Here is an 18312-nt window from a genome sequence, read left to right as displayed (position 1 = left end):
CGGTATGAGCTCCTTTGGTCTATCGGTGGGGCAGTTTTTATTTTTGAATGTGCAACTTTCTTATTAGTGACGCTTCGGCCGCGCTGATTGTTAACGCACATAAAAAAAGCCGCTGAACAAGCAGCGGCTTTAAAAGGCTAACATACCGGCACGGGAAGTGCCCATGGCGTAGCCAAGGGAAAACTGGAGCAGCAACAGCGAGTGATCAGCTGTCGGCATTGACGTCTGCAGCAGCTTTGGAAGCTGTCTGTTTGGCGTCTTTCACAGAGTCTGCCTTTTGCGCGACGATTTCGCGGGCGTCTTGGTGAACGGCGGCAAGTTCTGCGTTACGGGTGACAAAAGCCTGGGATTCTTCGGCCATGGCCAGGGGCGACAACAACAGGGAAGACAGGACGAAGACGCTGGCAATACCCATACTGTTGGACATTTTGAAACTACCTTCTTGCTTGGCAAGTGCTGATTTGGACAGGGCTAAAGTTAGTCGCTTAAGCGCCCCGGAAACAGCATCAAGTGCGATAAGCACTGTTGCGCAAAAAGTAATGATCGCCGCTGAAGTGGCTTAGATTTTTGCCTGAAAGCCGCGTAGTTGAGCGCTTGGAAGGCGAATGCCGAAGGTGTTGGCGCCGGCTTCGCTGTGCACGAAAACTTCACCACCGTGCATCAGGGCAATGGCTTTGACGATCGCCAGGCCCAGGCCATGGTTGCCGCCGCCACTGTTGCTGCGCGCCGCGTCCACCCGGTAGAACCGCTCGAACAGCAGCGGCAGGTGTGCGTCGTCGATGGCCGGGCCGGGGTTGCTCACGGCGATGCTGACCTGTTCGGCGCTGGCATCGATGTGAACCTGAATCACCTGGTTGGGCGCGGTGTGCTGCACCGCATTGTTCAACAGGTTGATCAAGGCGCGGCGCAGCTGGGCCTTTTCGATGGGGGCCTGGGCGTCGCCGCTGACGGTGACGCTGACTTGCGCGTCTTCGAGGATGTAGTCCAGGTAGTCGAGCGTGGTCGCCACTTCCTCGGCCAGGGAGGCCTGGGTCAGGGCCGTGGCCTTGCTGCCCTGGTCGGCACTGGCCAGGAACAGCATGTCGTTGATGATGCTGCGCAGTCGTTCCAGCTCTTCCAGGTTCGATTGCAGCACCTCGAAGTAGTGCTCGGCGCTACGGCCGCGGGTCAGGGCGACCTGGGTCTGGCCGATCAGATTGGTCAGTGGCGAGCGCAGTTCGTGGGCGACGTCGGCGTTGAACGCCTCCAGTCTCGAATAGGCCTGGCTGACCCGGTCGAGTGCGGCGTTGAAGGCGCCGGCGAACTGCGCCAGCTCAGGTGCCAGGTTGTCGGTTTGCAGGCGTCCGTCCAGCCGTGGCGGTGCCAGCGCCTGGGCTTCGCTGGACAACGCCAGCAGCGGGCGCAAGCCCACTCGCGCCACCCAGTAACCCAGCAACGAGGCCAGCAGCACGCCGAGCACCGCCAGGCCGACGATGGCCACCAGCAGGCTGTGCTGGGCCTGCCAGAATGTCTCGGTGTCGATGCCGATCAGAAAACGCAGGGGCGGACGCTCGCCCAGCGCGGGGAGTTCGCTGACCAGCACTTTGTAGGGGTAGGCATGGTCGGGCAGGCGCAGGTCGCGCATGCCTTGCGGGCCCTCTGCAAATGCCCGAACCAGCTCGCTTGGCTGGCCGTACTCGAAGGCCGGGTCGCTGCTCACTGCCCAGAAGCGAATGCGCCGGTCTTCCTCGCTCAGCAAGTTGAGCTTGTTGGTGATCTTCGCCCAGTGCTCGGGCGTGCCAAAGCGGTTGAGGGCGGACTCGAGCACGCTGAAGCGCGCGTCCAGTTCAGCGGCGGGTAGCAAGTCGAGGCTGTGGTCCACCTGGCGGTACAGCGCCGAGCCGATCAGCAGGAACACGCCTAGCGCCACCAGGATGAACAGCGCCGACAGCCGCAGCGCCAGGGAGTTAGCCCGCACGGTTTTCCAGGACATAACCCATGCCTCGAATGGTGTGCAGCAGCTTGTTGTCGAACGGCCCGTCCAGTTTGGCGCGTAGGCGCTTGATAGCCACTTCGACCACGTTGGCGTCACTGTCGAAATTGATGTCCCAGACCAGTTCGGCGATGGCGGTCTTGGACAGGATTTCGCCCTGGCGCCGGGCCAGCACGCTCAGCAGCGAGAACTCTTTGGCGGTGAGCTCCAGGCGTTGCCCGGCGCGGCTGGCCTTGCGCGCCATCAGGTCGATCCACAGGTCGGCCACCTGGATCTGCAGCGGCTCGTGGCTGCTGCTGCGGCGGGTCAGGGCCTGCAGGCGGGCGACCAGTTCGAGGAACGAGAATGGCTTGCCCAGGTAGTCGTCGGCCCCTTCGCGCAAGCCGTGGATACGGTCTTCGACCCGTTCGCGGGCGGTGAGCATGATCACCGGTGTCTGCTTGCGCGCACGCAGCGCGCGCAGCACGCCGTAGCCATCCAGGCCGGGCAGCATCACATCGAGCACGATCACCGCGTAATCGCCTTCCAGGGCCAGGTGCAGGCCGTCGATGCCGTCGCGGGCGAGGTCCACGGTAAAGCCCTGTTCGCTAAGCCCGCGATGCAGGTAGTCGGCGGTTTTTTCTTCGTCTTCGATGATCAGCACACGCATGGTCTTGTCTCAACTGGCACTTGGCGCGGCCGCCGGAGCGGCCCGGCGGCGATGGAACAGGCGTTCCAGGGCCAAGTATATGACCGGGGTGGTGAACAGCGTCAGGGCCTGGCTCACCAGCAGGCCGCCAACCACCGCGATACCCAACGGCTGGCGCAGTTCGGCACCGGTGCCGAAGCCGAACATCAGCGGTACTGCGCCGAGCAGGGCGGCGAGGGTGGTCATGATGATTGGCCGGAAGCGCGTCAGGCAGGCCTGGTGTATCGCCTGCTCGGGCGTCATGCCGTGGTGGCGTTGGGCTTCCAGGGCGAAGTCGATGAGCAGGATGCCGTTCTTCTTGACGATGCCGATCAGCAGGACCACGCCGATCAGGCCCATGATGCTGAAGTCCTGGCCCATGGCCCACAGCAGGATCAGTGCGCCCAGGCCCGCCGAGGGCAGGGTGGAGATGATGGTCAAGGGGTGGACGAAGCTCTCGTAGAGCACGCCCAGAATGATGTACACCGCCACCAGCGCCGCCAGGATCAGCCACGGTTGGCTCGACAGAGAGCTCTGGAAGGCCTGGGCCGCACCCTGGAAGTTGCCGCTGATCGAGTCGGGCATGCCCAGCTCGCGTTGGGTGCGGTCGAGAATCTGCACGGCATCGCCCAGGGCCACGCCAGGCGCCAGGTTGAACGACAGGTTGGCGGCCGGGAACAGGCCATCGTGGCTGATCGACAGCGGCCCGGTGCTGGGCGGGGCGACGTGGGTCAGTGCCGATAGGGGGACCATTTCATTGGTCAGCGGTGAGCGCAGGTAGAAGTAGTTCAGGCTTTCGGCCTTGCCCCGCTGGCGGGCGTCCAGTTCGAGAATCACCTTGTACTGGTTGGTTTCGGTCTGGAACTCGCTGATCTGCCGCTGGCCGAACGCATCGTACAGCGCCTGGTCGACGTCGGTGGTGGTCAGGCCGAAGCGCGCTGCGGCCTGGCGGTCGATGTCGATGCGGGTGACGCTGGCGCCCAGTTGCAGGTCGTTGGACAGGTCGCGGAATGCCGGGTTTTCCCGCAGGCGCTCGGTCAGGCGCTGGGTCCACAGGTTCAGGGCTACGCCGTCGTTGCTCTTGAGCACGTACTGGTACTGGGTGCGGGAAGGGCCGGAGCTGAGGTTGATGTCCTGCCCTGCACGCATGTACAGGACGATGCCCGGCACCTGGGCCAGCTTGGGGCGTAGGCGGTCGATCAGCTCGCTGGCGGAAACGTCACGCTCGCCACGGGGTTTGAGGGCGATCCAGAAGCGGCCGTTGGCGATGGTCTGGTTGCTGCCGGTCACACCCACGGCGTGGGAGAAGGCGCGCACAGCCGGGTCGGCTTCGATGATCTTGGCCAGGGCCTGGTGTTTTTCGATCATCGCCGGATACGAGACATCCGCCGCCGCCTCGGTGGTGCCGAGAATGAAACCGGTGTCCTGCAATGGGAAGAAGCCTTTGGGGATTGCCACATAGCCGACCACCGCCAGGGCCAGAGTGATGCCGAACACGCCCAGGGTCAGGCGCTGGTGGGCCAGGGCACGGTTCAGGCCACGCTCGTACCAGCGCACCAGGCGCTCGCCGAAGCCGCCGTGCTGTTCACGGGGCGGACGGCGCATGAACAGCGCGCACAGGGTCGGTGCCAGGGTCAGCGACACCACTACCGAGATCAGGATGGTGGCCGTGGCGGTGAGGGCGAATTCCTTGAACAGCCGGCCCACCACGCCGCCCATGAACAGCAACGGAATGAACGCGGCGATCAACGAGAAACTGATCGAGACCACGGTGAAACCGATCTCTCCGGCACCCTTGAGCGCGGCGGTGCGGCTGTCATCACCGGCTTCCAGATGCCGGTGGATGTTCTCCACCACGACGATGGCATCGTCCACCACGAAACCGACGGCAATGACGATGGCCACAAGCGTCAGGTTGTTCAGGCTGAAGCCGAACACGTACATCAGCGCACAGCTGGCGATCAGCGATACCCCCAACACGCTCGACACCACCAGGGTCGCCGACCACTGGCGCAGGAACAGCGCCATCACCCCGATCACCAGGGCCACGGCAATCATCAGGGTCAGTTCCACCTCGTGCAGCGAGGCGCGGATGGTCTGGGTGCGGTCCTGCAGTACCGAGACCTCGACCGACGCGGGCAACATCTCCTGCAGCTTGGGCAGGGCATCGAGCACCCGGTCGACGGTGTCGACGATGTTGGCGCCGGGCTGGCGGAATACCACCAGGTTCAGCCCCGGCTGTTCGCCGGACCAGGCTTTGACGTAGGCGTTTTCGGCGCCGTAGATCACCTTCGCCACATCCTGCAGGTGCACGGGCGCGCCGTCGCGGTAGGAGACGATCAGCCTGGCATAGTCCTCGGGGTGGAACAGCTGGTCATTGGCGGCGATGGTCGACACGCTGTGCTCGCCATACAGCGCGCCCTTGGCCAGGTTAAGGCTGGTCTGCTGGATGGCCTGGCGCAGGTCGGCGAGGGTCAGGCCGATGGCCGCCAGTTTTTCCGGCTGCGCCTGGACCCGAATCGCCGGGCGCAGTTGCCCGGTGATGTTGATCAGGCCCACGCCCTCGATCTGGCTCAACTGGCGAGCCAGTAGGGTTTCGGCATAGTCGCTCAGGTCGTTGCCCGGCATCTGCGTGGAGCTGACGGTGAGTACCAGAACCGGGCTGTCGGCCGGGTTGACCTTGCGCCAGGTTGGCGGGTTGGGCAGGTCCTGGGGCAGGCGCGCGGTGGCGGTATTGATCGCCGCCTGCACTTCCTGGGCGGCGGTGTCGATGTTCTTGTCGAGGGTGAACTGCAGGATCAGGTTGGTCGAGCCCAGGGCGCTGCTGCTGGTCATCTGGGTCATGCCGGGAATGGCGCTGAACTGCACTTCAAGCGGCGTGGCCACTGAAGACGCCATGGTTTCCGGGCTGGCGCCTGGCAACTGCGCGGTGACCTGAATGGTCGGGAAGTCGGCTTCCGGCAGCGGGGCCACCGGCAAGCGCGGGAAGGCGATGGCGCCCAGCAGCACCAGGGCGAAGGTCAGCAGCAAGGTGGCGATGGGGTGATCGATGCACCAGGCCGAGACGCCATTGCGCGTGTTCATGGCTGGCTCCTGCGGTCGGCCATTTCCGATGGGGCAGGGGCGTCAGGGGTGACTTCGACTCGCGAGCCCGGCTTGAGCCGTGACTGGCCATCGAGCACCAGGCGTTCACCGGCCTTGACCCCGGCGACGACGTTCAACTCGCTGTCCTGGTACAACAGTTTGACCGGCACGCTGGTGACCTTGTCGCCATCCAGCCGGTAAACGAAATGCCCGTCGACGCCGCGCTGCACCACCGTTGGCGGCACCACCAGGGCGTTCTCGTCCACGGCGGTGCGCAGGCGAATGGTGACCAATTGGCCGGGCCACAAGCGGCCATCCTTGTTGTCGAACTCGGCTTTGACCCGCACTGTGCCGGTGGTGGCGGAAATCTGGTTGTCGATCAAGGCCAGGTGGCCTTCGCCCAGCAGGCTGCGTTCACCGTCAGCGTCCATGTAGGCCTGGACCAGAGCCGGGGTGGGCGCCTTGAGCAAGCCATGCAGGGTCGGCAACATTTGCTGTGGCAGGGAGAATTCGACGGCAATCGGGTCGATCTGGGTGACGCTGAACAAGCCTTGGGTGTCGCTGGTGCGCACCAGGTTGCCAGGGTCGACGTTGCGAATACCCACACGGCCGGTGACGGGGGAGCGGATCTGGGTGTACGACAGCTGCACTTCGGCATTGGCGATGGCCGCCTGGTTGCCCCTGACCGTGGCCTGCAACTGATTGACCAGCGCCTGTTGCTGGTCGAGCGTCTGTTTCGACACGCCGTCATCGGTGCTCAACAGGCGGTAACGCTTGAGGTCGACGCCGGCCACCTGGATCTGCGCCTGGCTCTGGCCAAGCTGGGCGCGGGCCTGGTCGAGGCTGGCGCGGATCGCCCGGTCATCGAGGGTGGCCAGCAGGTCGCCTTCCTTCACCCATTGCCCTTCCTTGACCAACACCTGGGTCAGCACACCCTCCACCTGGGGCCGGACCTCGACACTGTGCAGCGACAGCACCGAACCAATGGCACTGGCATAACGCGGCACGTCTTGCTGGACGACGCTGACCACCCGCACCGGAACCGCTGCTTGCGCACGGGGGCTGGGCGCTTGCTGTTGTTGGCCGAACCACAGGCCCAGCGCTACCAGCGCCAGGAGCGCCAGAGCGGCAAGAAGGAGGGAGCGGGACGGGCGTCGCATGGGGTCAAGCACCTTGGCCAAAGAGGTGGAAAACGCAGGTCTGTATTCAAGCTTATAGCCCCCTGACCGGGTCGGCAGCGTGACGCCTGGCTGACAGCGCTGACAGTTTCGGCTGCTTGGTGGCCAATTGCCAATATCCTGCGCTGGATCAATGCAACGCCGATTTTTGCCCCTAGAGTCGAATGCCCTGCCGATCTTCCCAACTACAACAACGAGTGCCTCCGATGAAGTGCAATTTGCCTGTTACCGGTCGCCAAGTGGATTACCCCGGCGATGCCAACATTCTCTCCACCACTGACCTGGACAGCCGCATCACCTACGCCAACCAGGACTTCGTGACGGTCAGTGGGTTCTCCCACGAAGAACTGCTGGGCAATGCCCACCATATCGTCCGCCACCCGGACATGCCGCCCCAGGCTTTCGAGCAGATGTGGCAGACGCTCAAGGCCGGGCGTTCGTGGATGGGGCTGGTGAAGAACCGTTGCAAGAATGGCGACCATTATTGGGTCAGTGCGTTCGTTTCGCCGATCAGCAGCGCCGGTAAAACCATCGAGTACCAGTCGGTGCGGACCAAGCCCAGTCCCGAACTGGTCACGGCGGCGGAGCGTTGTTATGCACAGTTGCGCGAGGGGCGCGGCAGCTGGCGTCAGCGCCTGCCGGTATTGCGGTTGCGCAGCCGGCTGATGCTGAGTGTCGGGGCCGTGCTGGCGCTGGCGGCAGCAGTGGGCCATTGGCTGCTGGGAGTCGACGGCGTGCCCGCGCTGCTGGAGTTGCTGTTGGCTGCGGGTTTGAGCAGCCTGGTGATCGTTGCCTTGCTGCGTCCGTTCGAACGCTTGCGCGCACAGGCCTTGACCATTGCCGACAACCCATTGAGCCAGCAGTTATACACAGGCCGACGTGACGACATCGGTCAGGTGACCTTTGCCATGCGCATGCTCAAGGCGCAACTGGGCGCGGTGGTAGGGCGTATTGGCGACACCTCGACCCGCCTGGCTGGCCATTCGGGGGCGCTGGTGGATGCGCTGCACACCAGCCATGCCAACAGCCTGGAGCAGCAAAGCGAAGCCGACCAGGTAGCCACGGCGATTCATCAGATGAGTGCCAGCGTGGCCCAGGTTGCGAGCAGCGCGCAGCTGGCGGCGGTGGCGGCGGACGAAGCCGAGGGCGAGACCCAGGCCGGGCACAGGCTGGTCGACCGCAACCGTAATGCCATTCAGGGGTTGGCAGGCTCTTTGGCCGAAGCCAGTCAGGTGATTCACCGGCTGGAAAACCACAGTAGCGAAATCTCCGGGGTGCTGGATGTGATTCGGGGCATTGCCGAGCAAACCAACCTGCTGGCCCTCAATGCGGCGATAGAGGCGGCGCGGGCGGGTGATCAGGGGCGCGGTTTTGCCGTGGTGGCTGACGAAGTGCGTGGCCTGGCCAAGCGCACGGCGCAATCGACTCATGAAATCCAGCGCATGATCGGCGCCTTGCAGGACGGCGCCCGTGCCGCCGTGCAGGTGATGCAGCAGAGCAGCGAGCATGCCGGGCACAGCGTCGAGCAGGCGCAGCAAGCCAGCAGTGCCCTGGATGGCATCAGCGTTCGGGTCAACCAGATCAACGAGATGAGCCTGCAGATTGCTGCGGCGGTGGAGCAGCAGAGCCAGGTCAGCGAGAGCATCAACCGCAACATCGTCAGCATCCGTCAGGCCAGCGAGGCCACCGTCGAGGTAGGGCAGCACAGCCATAGCCGTGCCAGTGATGTGGCGTATCTGGCGCAGGACTTGCGGCGCTTGGCGGATGAGTTTTGGCGGCGTTGTCAGTAGGTGTCGGCCGGAACGTGGGGCATTCGCTGCTGGCCCTGCGGTTAACGGCCTACTGGCCTCATCGCCGGCAAGCCGGCTCCCACATGGACCGCGACGTTCTCAATATCATTGCATTACCTGTAGGAGCCGGCTTGCCGGCGATGAGGCCGGTACAGGCAACGCAAAAAATTTGCGCTTGCAGGGAACTTGTCAGCTCAAAAGCCTATATAGGCGTAATACACCGGTGTTTCAGCAGTGGTCTGCAGGCCAAGCTCAATCAGGCTTGCGCCTAGTTCGGCATCAGGCACATGCAGTGTCCAGTCTGTTTGCTGGGGGTGGGGTGGTTGCTGCAGTGCGTCGGCAAATATACCCATTTCCGGCAGGTAGGCCGTGAAGCCGCGGCCCTTCAGGGCACTGGTGGTCATGCCCAACGCCTGACACAGCGCAACCTTGGCGGTGATGTCATCGCGGTCGGCCTGGCGCGAAGCTTCCACCAGCGCCGCCAGATGCGGGTCGACCGGCAGCGTGCCATGGATCAGCTCGGGGCCCTGTTCCCATGCTTCGGGTGGGCAGTCCTTGTTTTCCGGCCGCAGGGGAATGTGCGGGTTGATCTCCACCGGGTAAATGCGGCACACCAGCGGCCGTGACTCATAAATCGTGCACAGGTCGTCATCGTCCAGGTTCCGGCAACGCCCCGGGTTGAACGCGGCAAAGGTGACCGAGACGCGTGCCTCGGCGCTGCCGCAGGGCACCGTGAGGGAGCGGCGCAGCACGTGCTCGCGCTGCTCGACAGGCATGCCGGGGCCATCGGCCACGAAACCTTCGATCAACACCACCACCTGGCCGCCAGACGTAGCCCATTGGCGCGTTTCATCCAGTGTCAGGGGCACATGGTGGCCGGTGCAGCACTTGCCACAGCCGGTGCAGGCAAAACGCAGACTGTCGTTCACTTGGCGTCCGGGTTCCATTCGCTGACAAAGGCACGCTGGTGCTGGCGGTCGTACAGGCACAGTTCGGTGCCGGTGCGTTGCTGCATGTGCTTCTGTGGATAAACACCTTCGATCAGCAGGGCGCTGAAACCGACCTGGTCATCGAACTCCGCGGGTTTGCCGCGGGCATGGGCATCCTTGAACTGGCTGGCCGCGAGGCAGGCCTTGAGCATTTGCTGGCGTTGTTCGTTCCAGGCCTGGCTGTTGGAGGCCTGGGCCGCGCCGCTGAGCAGGGCGCAGGTGATGAGGAGGGTGCTGAGAAACTTCATACGCATTACCGGTACAAAATCATCCGAGGGGGCGATTATGCCCCACTGCACCCCGGCCGCAAGCCGGGGAGTTTGTCGCTGAATATATCAGTGCTCGGCGAACACCACCGCCCGTGCCGCCACCACCAGACAATCGGTCAGCTCTGGCGAGGAGAACTTGGTGAGGATGGCATTGGCTCCGGCCACCTTGGCCTTCTCGCTGCTCATGGCGCTGTCCAGCGAGGTGTGCAGGAGGATGTACAGGTGCTGGAAGTCCGGGGTTTCGCGCAGGGTTCGGGTGAAGGCGTAGCCGTCCATCTCGGACATCTCGATGTCGGAGACGATGATATTGATCTCCTGATCGGTACCTTGCAGCTCCAGCAGCACGTTGATGGCGTCCTTGGCGCTGCGGGCGGTGTGGCACTCGATGCCCAGGTTGCGCAGGGTATGCACCGACTGTTGCAGTGCGACCTGGCTGTCGTCCACCACCAGGATGTTGGCCGCGGCCAGCAGGCTGGCGTCTTCCTCGCTCACTTCACCGGGGTGCGCCTCGGGCTCGGGCGGGGCGATGCCGTGGATGACTTTTTCGATGTCCAGCACCTGTACCAGCGTGTTGTCGACCCGGGTCACGCCGGTGATGAACGAGCGGTTGCCCGAACCATAGGGCGGCGGCTTGATGTCGGTGGTCAGGCAGTGAACGATGCGGCTGACGGCCTGCACATGCAGGCCTTGGCGCGAGCGGCTGATCTCGGTGACGATCAGGCAGCCGCCGTCCGGGTCGGCCAGGGGACGCTCGCCGATGGCGCGGGACAGGTCGATCACCGACAGCGAATTACCGCGCAGGGTGGCCACGCCTTTGACGTGGGGGTGCGATTCAGGCAGTCGGGTCAGGGGCGGGCAGGGGATGATTTCGCTGACCTTGAGCAGGTTGATTGCCATCAGCTTGCCGCTGCGCAGGGTGAACAGCAGCAGGGACAACGCGTCCGCGCGGGCATTTTGCGTGGCCATGGTGACCTTCGTTCAAAGAGGGAATGCCGGGTTATCGGCGCGCGGCGACCGGGCTTTAGGCCCGGCGCAGGATTTCCCCTTGGCCCGCGCTGTCAACGTAGCCCGAGCCGGCGGGCTAGCCGGCTGAGGTTGGCACGGTCCAGCCCCAGCTCGCGGGAGGCCGCGGCCCAGTTTTCCTGATGGCGCTGTAGGCAGGCCTCGATTACCTGGCGTTGGTAGGCGTCGACGGCTTCGCGCAGGCCACCGTCTGGTAGCGGGGTTTCCGGCAGCGGCGTGAAGGAGGGAATATCGCCCGGCGTTGCAACGGCGCGCAGGTCCAGGTCGTGGGCTTCCAGGGTCAGAATGCGTGGGCGATCGGTGTGTTGGCCCAATGCCTTGAGCGCCGAACGGCCGATCAAGTGCTCCAGTTCTCGTACATTGCCCGGCCAATCGTAGGCCAGCAGTGCGGCTTGCGCTTCGCTGGACAGGCGCAGGCTGTTCAGGCCAAGCCGCGAGCGGTTTTGCTCGAGGAAGTAGCCCGCCAGCATCAGTACGTCACGGCCGCGTTCGCGCAGGGGGGGTACCTGCAAGGGATAGACGCTCAGGCGGTGATAGAAGTCGGCGCGGAAGTTACCGTTGCGCACCTCGGCGGCCAAGTCGCGGTTGGTGGCGGCGATCAGGCGCACATCCACCTGGTGCTCGCGGTCCGAGCCCAGTCGTTGCAACTGGCCGCTCTGTAGCACCCGCAACAGTTTGGCTTGCACGGCCAGTGGCAGCTCACCGACTTCATCGAGGAACAGCGTGCCGCCGTTGGCCAGCTCGAACTTGCCGCGCCGCTCACCGTGGGCGCCGGTGAAGGCACCGCGCACATGGCCAAACAGTTCGCTTTCCACCAGGGTGTCGGGCAACGCCGCGCAGTTGAGGCTGATCAGTGGCTGGTCGGCGCGTTTGCTCGCCTGGTGGATGGCCTGGGCGACCAGCTCCTTGCCCACGCCGGTCTCGCCGGTGATCAGCACGGTCAGGTCACTGCCACCCACCAGGCGGATCTCCTCGACCAGACGTTTGTGCGCTTTGCTCTGGCCAATCAGCTCTTTGTTCTGGCCGCTGGCCTGGCGGTAGATTTCGGCTCGGTGGTGTTCGTCCTCAGCACGCAGGGCCAGGTGTTCGATGCGTTCGGCCACGGTCACGGTGGCGGCGGCCAGACTGGCAAAGGCTTGAAGTGCCTCCAGCTCAAGGCTCTGGAACTGGCCGGGGGTCAGGGCGTCGAGGGTGACAAGGCCCCAAGGGCGTTCATCGACCATCAACGGGCAGCCCATGCAGTCATGCACCTCGAGGTTGGCGTCTGGGGCATGTACCAGGCCGTCGTAAGGGTCGGGCAATTCGGAGTCGCTGGCGAAGCGTGTCGGCTCAGGGCGGCTGAGCAGAATCTGAAAGCGCGGGTGCTCACTGACCCGAAAGCGCCGGCCCAGCGTATCTGGCGACAGCCCGTCCACGGCCAGCGGCACCAGCCATTCACCGTCCAGGCGCAGCAGCGCGGCGGCATCGCACGGCAGCAGGCCACGCATCGCCTGCAGCAGGCGGCGGTAACGTTCCTGGTCGGGCAGGTCGCGGGACAAGTCGCTGACCAGGGGGAGGAGGGCAGTGAGCAGGGGCTTTGTGGTCATAAAGACTCCAGTTGGTCCTAATGACTATACGCCGGGGTGGGTCGTTTTGACATGACCTGCGTCAATGCCCTGATTTCATTGGGTTTTAGAGTTGGCACGATTGCTGAAATAGCCATGACAACCATTCGAAGCCACAGGCTCAGGAGTCGCTGCAATGCTCAATGCCGAACAACGTGCAATCATCAAGGCCACTGTCCCCCTGCTCGAAAGCGGTGGCGAAGCGCTGACCACTCACTTCTACAAGATGATGCTCAGCGAATACCCCGAGGTGCGTCCTCTGTTCAACCAGGCCCACCAGGCCAGTGGTGACCAGCCACGTGCCCTGGCCAACGGCGTGCTGATGTACGCCCGCCACATCGACCAGCTCGAACAACTGGGTGGCCTGGTCGGCCAGATCATCAACAAGCATGTCGCCCTGCAGATTCTCCCGGAGCACTACCCGATCGTCGGCAGCTGCCTGCTGCGGGCTATCGAAGAAGTCCTGGGCAAGGACATCGCCACTCCCGAGGTGATCGCGGCTTGGGGCGCGGCCTATGGCCAACTGGCCGATATCCTCATCGGCGCGGAAGAAAGCCTCTACAAGCAGAAGGAAGAAGCCGCTGGTGGCTGGCGTGGCACCCGTGAGTTCCGCCTGGTACGCCGTGAGCAGGAGAGCAGCGAGATCGTCTCGTTCTACTTTGCCCCGGTGGATGGCAAGCCGGTGCTCAAGGCTGAACCGGGCCAGTACATTGGCTTGCAGCTGTTCATCGACGGGGCCGAGCAACGCCGCAATTACTCGCTGTCGGCACTGTGCGACGGCAAGGAGTACCGCATCAGCGTCAAGCGCGAGGCCGGTGGCAAGGTTTCCAACTACCTGCACGACAAGCTGAACGTCGGCGATACCCTGCAGCTGTTCCCGCCGTCTGGCGACTTTACCCTGGCCGCCAGCGACAAACCGTTGGTGCTGATCAGCGGTGGTGTGGGCATCACCCCAACCCTGGCGATGCTGGAGGCGGCGCTCAAGACCCAGCGTCCCGTGCATTTCATTCACTGTGCGCGCAATAGCGCGGTGCATGCCTTCCGCGATTGGGTCGGCGAGTTGGCCGAGCGCCACCCGCAACTGCAGCACTTCTATTGCTACGCCGAAGCGGACGCAAGCGGCGATGCCCATGCGGTTGGCCTGTTGAGCGAGGACCTGCTGGCCGAGTGGATGCCCGTCGAGCGAGACGTGGATGCCTACTTCCTGGGGCCGAAGGGCTTCATGGCAGCGGTGAAGCGCCATCTGAAAGGGTTGGGCGTACCCGAGCAGCAGAGCCGCTACGAGTTCTTCGGGCCGGCGGCTGCGCTGGAGTGATGCGCTGACGGTACTGGCCTGATCGCCGGCAAGCCGGCTCTCACAGAACCCGTGGGAGCCGGCTTTCCGGCGATCAGGCCGGTACAGCTATATATAAAGAGAAGATGAATCTGCACTGACCATCTTTCACCTTTAATCCTCCTTTAATCACTGTATCCTTCACTCCCGGGTGTCGAGGGGCTTGCCCCTGCGCGACATCCGGGCAGCCGTTTTTTGCGGGCCGACGTTGAACCCACGTCGCGTCAACAGGTCTCAGCCATCTCTGGATAGCGCAGCGCAGCGCTGCCATGCCGCTTCCTCGACATGCTCAAAGGTCAAGCCGGCGTGTAGACTTGCGCAAGGCAGGCGAATTGCACGCTGCCACTCTCCATCGAAGGAATCGGCAATGAACGAACAAACATCGCGCCTGAATCGGGAACGGCGCTTTCTGGTGCTGCTGGGGGTGATCTGCCTCTCCCTGATCGGTGGCGCGCTCTACATGCAAGTGGTGCTCGGCGAGGCCCCTTGCCCACTGTGCATTCTGCAGCGCTACGCCTTGCTGTTCATTGCCGTGTTCGCGTTCATCGCCGCCGCCATGCCCGGGCGCCGCAGCCTGACCTTCTTCGAGGCTCTGGTGGTGCTCAGTGCGATTGGCGGAATCGTTGCGGCGGGCAACCATGTGTATATACTCGCCAACCCGATGGTCAGTTGTGGCATTGACACCCTGCAACCGATCGTCGACGACCTGCCGTTGGCCAAACTGTGGCCGCTGGCGTTCCAGGTCGACGGCTTCTGCAGCACGCCGTACCCGCCGATCCTCGGCTTGTCGCTGGCGCAATGGGCGCTGGTTGCATTCGTTCTCACGGCCATCCTGGTACCGCTGGGGATCTACCGCAACCGACGTGGGTCTTAGACAAAAGTCCCGATTTCCACGTGGTCTTTTACGCCGCGTGAGAAGAGCGAAAAGTCACCTCCCGCTTGATCCAGATCAATCACGAAGCCTTGCAGAATGCGGGTTTGAGAGCTATCAAGCGGGGTGCGACAAACTGTCGCGAAGTTGATTTTTCGAGTGCTATTGTTGCAGATTCTGTAAAAGACTGTTGCTCAATAAGTCATAGTCAAGGGTAAGCGACCTATCTACAATCGCCCCCAATTTCCGTTCGGCACTGCTTGCGAGTCGCAGGATTGAAGGAAGCCGCAGCGCTCCCTTATTGCTGACTTCGTCAAGTTTCGCCCAACGGCGATACCGGGCGGACCCCCCTCCGCGTTTTCCCGCACCAAATGGACTTGGTCTGAAGTACAGGCCTGTTGCCTACGAAACCATAAGCACCGCTAACCCGCTTGACGCCAAGGTTCCTGCAGTCGGACCCCGGGCAGGAGCGAGTACGGGCGCGAAATGCCGCACTTGGCAGGACGAAGTGTTGGCTACCAAAACACAAATTGCATTGAAGCAAGCTGATCTAGAGGTCGTGAGATGAGTAAAAAGCGTTACCCCAGACTGTTTGGCATATTGCCCTTTTTAGGCATGCTTTTACTCAGTGGGTGCAACTGGACCCTGCTCGACCCGAAAGGTCAGGTCGGCATTGAGCAAAAGAACCTCATCCTTATCGCTACCGGCCTGATGCTGCTGGTGGTGATTCCGGTCATCATCATGACCGTGGCGTTCGCCTGGAAGTACCGTGCTTCCAACAAGGCTGCCACCTACACGCCTGACTGGTCGCACTCGACCAAGATCGAGGCAGCGGTGTGGATCATCCCGATCATCATCATCATCGCCCTGGGTTACGTCACCTACCACTCCACCCACAAGCTGGACCCGTACCGTCCACTGGATTCCGACGTGAAACCGGTGCAGATCGACGTGGTCGCGCTGGACTGGAAATGGCTGTTCATCTACCCGGAACAAGGCATTGCCACGGTCAACAAGATCGTCTTCCCGGCTAACACCCCGGTCAACTTCCGTGTGACCTCCGACGCCGTGATGAACTCGTTCTTCATCCCAGGTCTGGGCGGCCAGATCTACGCGATGGCGGGCATGACCACCAAGCTGCACCTGATCGCCAACGAGAACGGCGAGTTCGACGGTATCAGCGCCAACTACAGCGGCGCTGGCTTCACCGGCATGAAATTCAAGGCCACTGCAACCTCTCAGGAAGACTTCGACAAGTGGGTCGCCGAGGTCAAGCAGTCGCCGAAGAAGCTGGACAAGGCCGAATACGACGCCTTGGCCAAACCAAGCGAAAACAACCCAGTCGCGCTGTACAGCGAGGCCTCGCCTGACCAGTTCCAGATCATCGTCGACAAGTACGAAGGTATGAATCGCGGTCGTCCGAGCCACGAAGAAGCAGGCAGCAAAGACCTGGCCACTACCAAGGGTGTGGAATCGAGTATGCAACCAGCTGCCGGTGCAGAGGAGTAAGAGATGTTCGGTAAATTAAGCCTGGAGGCGATACCCTATCACGAGCCGATAGTCATGGTGACGCTTGCCATGATCGCGCTCGGTGGTATCGCTGTCGTTGGTGCTATCACCTACTTCCGCAAGTGGACCTACTTGTGGACTGAGTGGCTGACCACGGTCGACCACAAGAAAATCGGGGTGATGTACATCATCGTCGCGATGGTCATGCTGCTGCGCGGCTTCGCCGACGCCATCATGATGCGTACCCAGCTGGCTGCTGCTACCGGCGGCTCCGAAGGCTACCTGCCGCCTGAACACTATGACCAGATCTTCACCGCTCACGGTGTGATCATGATCATCTTCATGGCGATGCCGTTCTTCACTGGTCTGATGAACCTGGCGGTTCCTCTGCAGATCGGTGCACGTGACGTTGCCTTCCCGTTCCTGAACTCCCTGAGCTTCTACCTGCTGCTGGCAGGCGTGCTGCTGGTCAACATCTCGCTGGGCGTTGGTGAATTCGCCAAGACCGGCTGGGTTGCCTATCCGCCGCTCGCGGGCATTCAGTACAGCCCTGGGGTGGGTGTCGACTACTACATCTGGGCGCTACAGCTCTCAGGCTTGGGTACGACACTGACAGGCGTGAACTTCCTCGTCACCGTGATGAAGATGCGCGCCCCTGGCATGAAGCTGATGGACATGCCGATCTTCACCTGGACCTGCACCTGGGCCAACGTGCTGATCGTGGCTTCGTTCCCGATCCTGACCGCTGCACTCGCTCTGCTGACTGTTGACCGTTATCTGGACTTCCACATTTTCACCAACGAGCTTGGTGGGAACCCGATGATGTACGTCAACCTGTTCTGGGCGTGGGGTCACCCTGAGGTTTACATCCTGATCCTGCCGGCCTTCGGCGTGTTCTCGGAAGTGACTTCGACCTTCTCCGGCAAGCGTCTGTTCGGCCACCACTCGATGATCTACGCATCGGGCGCCATCGCCGTTCTGGGCTTCGCTGTATGGCTGCACCACTTCTTCACCATGGGTGCCGGCGCCAGCGTCAACACCTTCTTCGGCCTGGCGACGATGCTGATCTCCATTCCGACTGGTGTGAAGCTGTTCAACTGGCTGTTCACCATGTACCAGGGCCGTGTGCGCTTCACCGCGCCAATGCTGTGGACCCTGGGCTTCATGATCACCTTCTCGATCGGTGGTATGACTGGCGTTCTGCTGGCTGTTCCAGGTGCTGACTTCGTTCTGCACAACAGCCTGTTCGTAATCGCTCACTTCCACAACGTGATCATCGGTGGTGCGGTATTCGGCTACATCGCCGGCTTCGCTTACTGGTGGCCAAAAGCGTTCGGCTTCAAGCTGAACGAGAAGTGGGGCAAAGCTGCCTTCTGGTTCTGGATCTCTGGCTTCTACGTAGCGTTCATGCCGCTGTACGCTCTGGGCTTCATGGGCATGACCCGTCGTCTGAACCACTCCGACAACCCACTGTGGGAACCCTACCTGTACGTAGCCGTTGCCGGCGCCGTGCTGATCCTGTTCGGTATCGCTTGCCAGCTGATCCAGATCGTTGTCTCGATCCGCGACCGCAACCAGAACCTGGACGTGACCGGCGACCCATGGGGCGGCCGTACCCTGGAATGGTCGACTTCGTCGCCACCTCCGTTCTACAACTTCGCTCACATGCCTGAGCAGGTTGGTCTGGATGCCTGGCACGAAACCAAGGAAACCGGTAAGGCTTACAAGCCGGCGACCAAGTTCGACGCGATCCACATGCCGAGCAACACCTCCACCGGTTTGTTCATGGGCCTGTTCCTGACCGTCTTCGGCTTCGCTTTCATCTGGCACATCTGGTGGCTGGTTGGCGCAAGCCTGGTTGCAACCATCGCTGTCTTCGTTCGCCACGCTGCGCGTGACGACCAGGGCTACATGGTTCCGGCCGAAGAAGTGGCGCGCATCGAAGGCGAGCGCATGAAAGCGCTGGCCAAAGCAGGTGCTCTGCCTGCCGGCGCACGTGTCGAATCGTTTGAGCGGGTGTAAT

The 18312-nt window shown here is 62.6% G+C and carries 14 protein-coding genes and 1 pseudogene; 6 read left to right on the top strand and 9 right to left on the bottom strand.

Going from position 1 to position 18312, the window contains the following annotated elements; translation table 11 throughout:
• Positions 1-205: 205 nt before the first annotated feature.
• The 5 genes from PspTeo4_RS16785 to PspTeo4_RS16765 all read right to left on the bottom strand — a co-directional run bounded on the left by PspTeo4_RS16785 (position 206) and on the right by PspTeo4_RS16765 (position 6883).
• On the bottom strand, positions 206-427 hold the full coding sequence (locus tag PspTeo4_RS16785) for a hypothetical protein (RefSeq protein WP_322366879.1): 222 nt from the start codon (positions 425-427) through the stop codon (positions 206-208).
• 132 nt (positions 428-559) lie between these two features.
• Entirely contained in the window at positions 560-1972 is a 1413-nt protein-coding gene (locus tag PspTeo4_RS16780; RefSeq protein WP_322364982.1) for a heavy metal sensor histidine kinase, read from the bottom strand.
• Entirely contained in the window at positions 1947-2621 is a 675-nt protein-coding gene (locus PspTeo4_RS16775; protein ID WP_322364980.1) for a heavy metal response regulator transcription factor, read from the bottom strand. The genes PspTeo4_RS16780 and PspTeo4_RS16775 overlap by 26 nt, the downstream gene beginning before the upstream one ends.
• A gap of 9 nt (positions 2622-2630) precedes the next feature.
• Positions 2631-5723: a multidrug efflux RND transporter permease subunit gene (locus PspTeo4_RS16770; protein WP_322364978.1), complete on the bottom strand. Its 3093-nt coding sequence runs from the start codon at positions 5721-5723 to the stop codon at positions 2631-2633.
• Entirely contained in the window at positions 5720-6883 is a 1164-nt protein-coding gene (locus tag PspTeo4_RS16765) for an efflux RND transporter periplasmic adaptor subunit (RefSeq protein ID WP_322364976.1), read from the bottom strand. The genes PspTeo4_RS16770 and PspTeo4_RS16765 overlap by 4 nt, the downstream gene beginning before the upstream one ends.
• A 182-nt stretch (positions 6884-7065) precedes the next feature.
• On the opposite strand from PspTeo4_RS16765, the pseudogene PspTeo4_RS29980 reads away from it, so the two are divergent.
• Positions 7066-7389 (top strand): annotated as a pseudogene (locus PspTeo4_RS29980) (PAS domain-containing protein); the annotation flags it as partial.
• A gap of 204 nt (positions 7390-7593) precedes the next feature.
• Positions 7594-8691, top strand: coding sequence for a methyl-accepting chemotaxis protein (locus PspTeo4_RS16760; protein WP_416196980.1), 1098 nt, complete (start codon positions 7594-7596; stop codon positions 8689-8691).
• A gap of 194 nt (positions 8692-8885) precedes the next feature.
• Here PspTeo4_RS16760 and PspTeo4_RS16755 read toward each other — a convergent pair whose 3' ends face one another.
• The 4 genes from PspTeo4_RS16755 to norR all read right to left on the bottom strand — a co-directional run bounded on the left by PspTeo4_RS16755 (position 8886) and on the right by norR (position 12558).
• On the bottom strand, positions 8886-9620 hold the full coding sequence (locus tag PspTeo4_RS16755) for a YkgJ family cysteine cluster protein (RefSeq protein WP_322364972.1): 735 nt from the start codon (positions 9618-9620) through the stop codon (positions 8886-8888).
• A complete protein-coding gene (locus tag PspTeo4_RS16750; protein ID WP_322364970.1) occupies positions 9617-9928 on the bottom strand; it encodes a hypothetical protein in 312 nt (103 codons plus the stop codon). The genes PspTeo4_RS16755 and PspTeo4_RS16750 overlap by 4 nt, the downstream gene beginning before the upstream one ends.
• A gap of 87 nt (positions 9929-10015) precedes the next feature.
• Positions 10016-10915 (bottom strand): chemotaxis protein, encoded by a 900-nt coding sequence (locus PspTeo4_RS16745; RefSeq protein ID WP_322364968.1) that lies wholly within the window; start codon positions 10913-10915, stop codon positions 10016-10018.
• 92 nt (positions 10916-11007) lie between these two features.
• Entirely contained in the window at positions 11008-12558 is a 1551-nt protein-coding gene (norR, locus tag PspTeo4_RS16740) for a nitric oxide reductase transcriptional regulator NorR (RefSeq protein ID WP_322364966.1), read from the bottom strand.
• Between the two features lie 154 nt (positions 12559-12712).
• Here norR and hmpA point away from each other — a divergent pair, with 154 nt between their 5' ends.
• From hmpA to cyoB, 4 genes are all read left to right on the top strand, one after another.
• Positions 12713-13891, top strand: coding sequence for an NO-inducible flavohemoprotein (hmpA, locus tag PspTeo4_RS16735; RefSeq protein WP_322364964.1), 1179 nt, complete (start codon positions 12713-12715; stop codon positions 13889-13891).
• A 385-nt stretch (positions 13892-14276) separates the two neighbouring features.
• Positions 14277-14783, top strand: coding sequence for a disulfide bond formation protein B (locus PspTeo4_RS16730; RefSeq protein WP_322364962.1), 507 nt, complete (start codon positions 14277-14279; stop codon positions 14781-14783).
• 561 nt (positions 14784-15344) lie between these two features.
• Positions 15345-16289, top strand: a complete 945-nt coding sequence (gene cyoA, locus PspTeo4_RS16725; protein WP_322364960.1) for a ubiquinol oxidase subunit II — start codon at positions 15345-15347, stop codon at positions 16287-16289.
• 3 nt (positions 16290-16292) lie between these two features.
• Entirely contained in the window at positions 16293-18311 is a 2019-nt protein-coding gene (gene cyoB / locus PspTeo4_RS16720) for a cytochrome o ubiquinol oxidase subunit I (protein ID WP_322364958.1), read from the top strand.
• Position 18312 lies beyond the last annotated feature (1 nt).

Origin of the sequence: Pseudomonas sp. Teo4 (assembly GCF_034387475.1) — a bacterium.
Taxonomy (GTDB): domain Bacteria; phylum Pseudomonadota; class Gammaproteobacteria; order Pseudomonadales; family Pseudomonadaceae; genus Aquipseudomonas.
The sequence above is the reverse complement of the archived record's forward strand: the minus strand, read 5'-3'. Positions and strand labels throughout refer to the sequence as shown.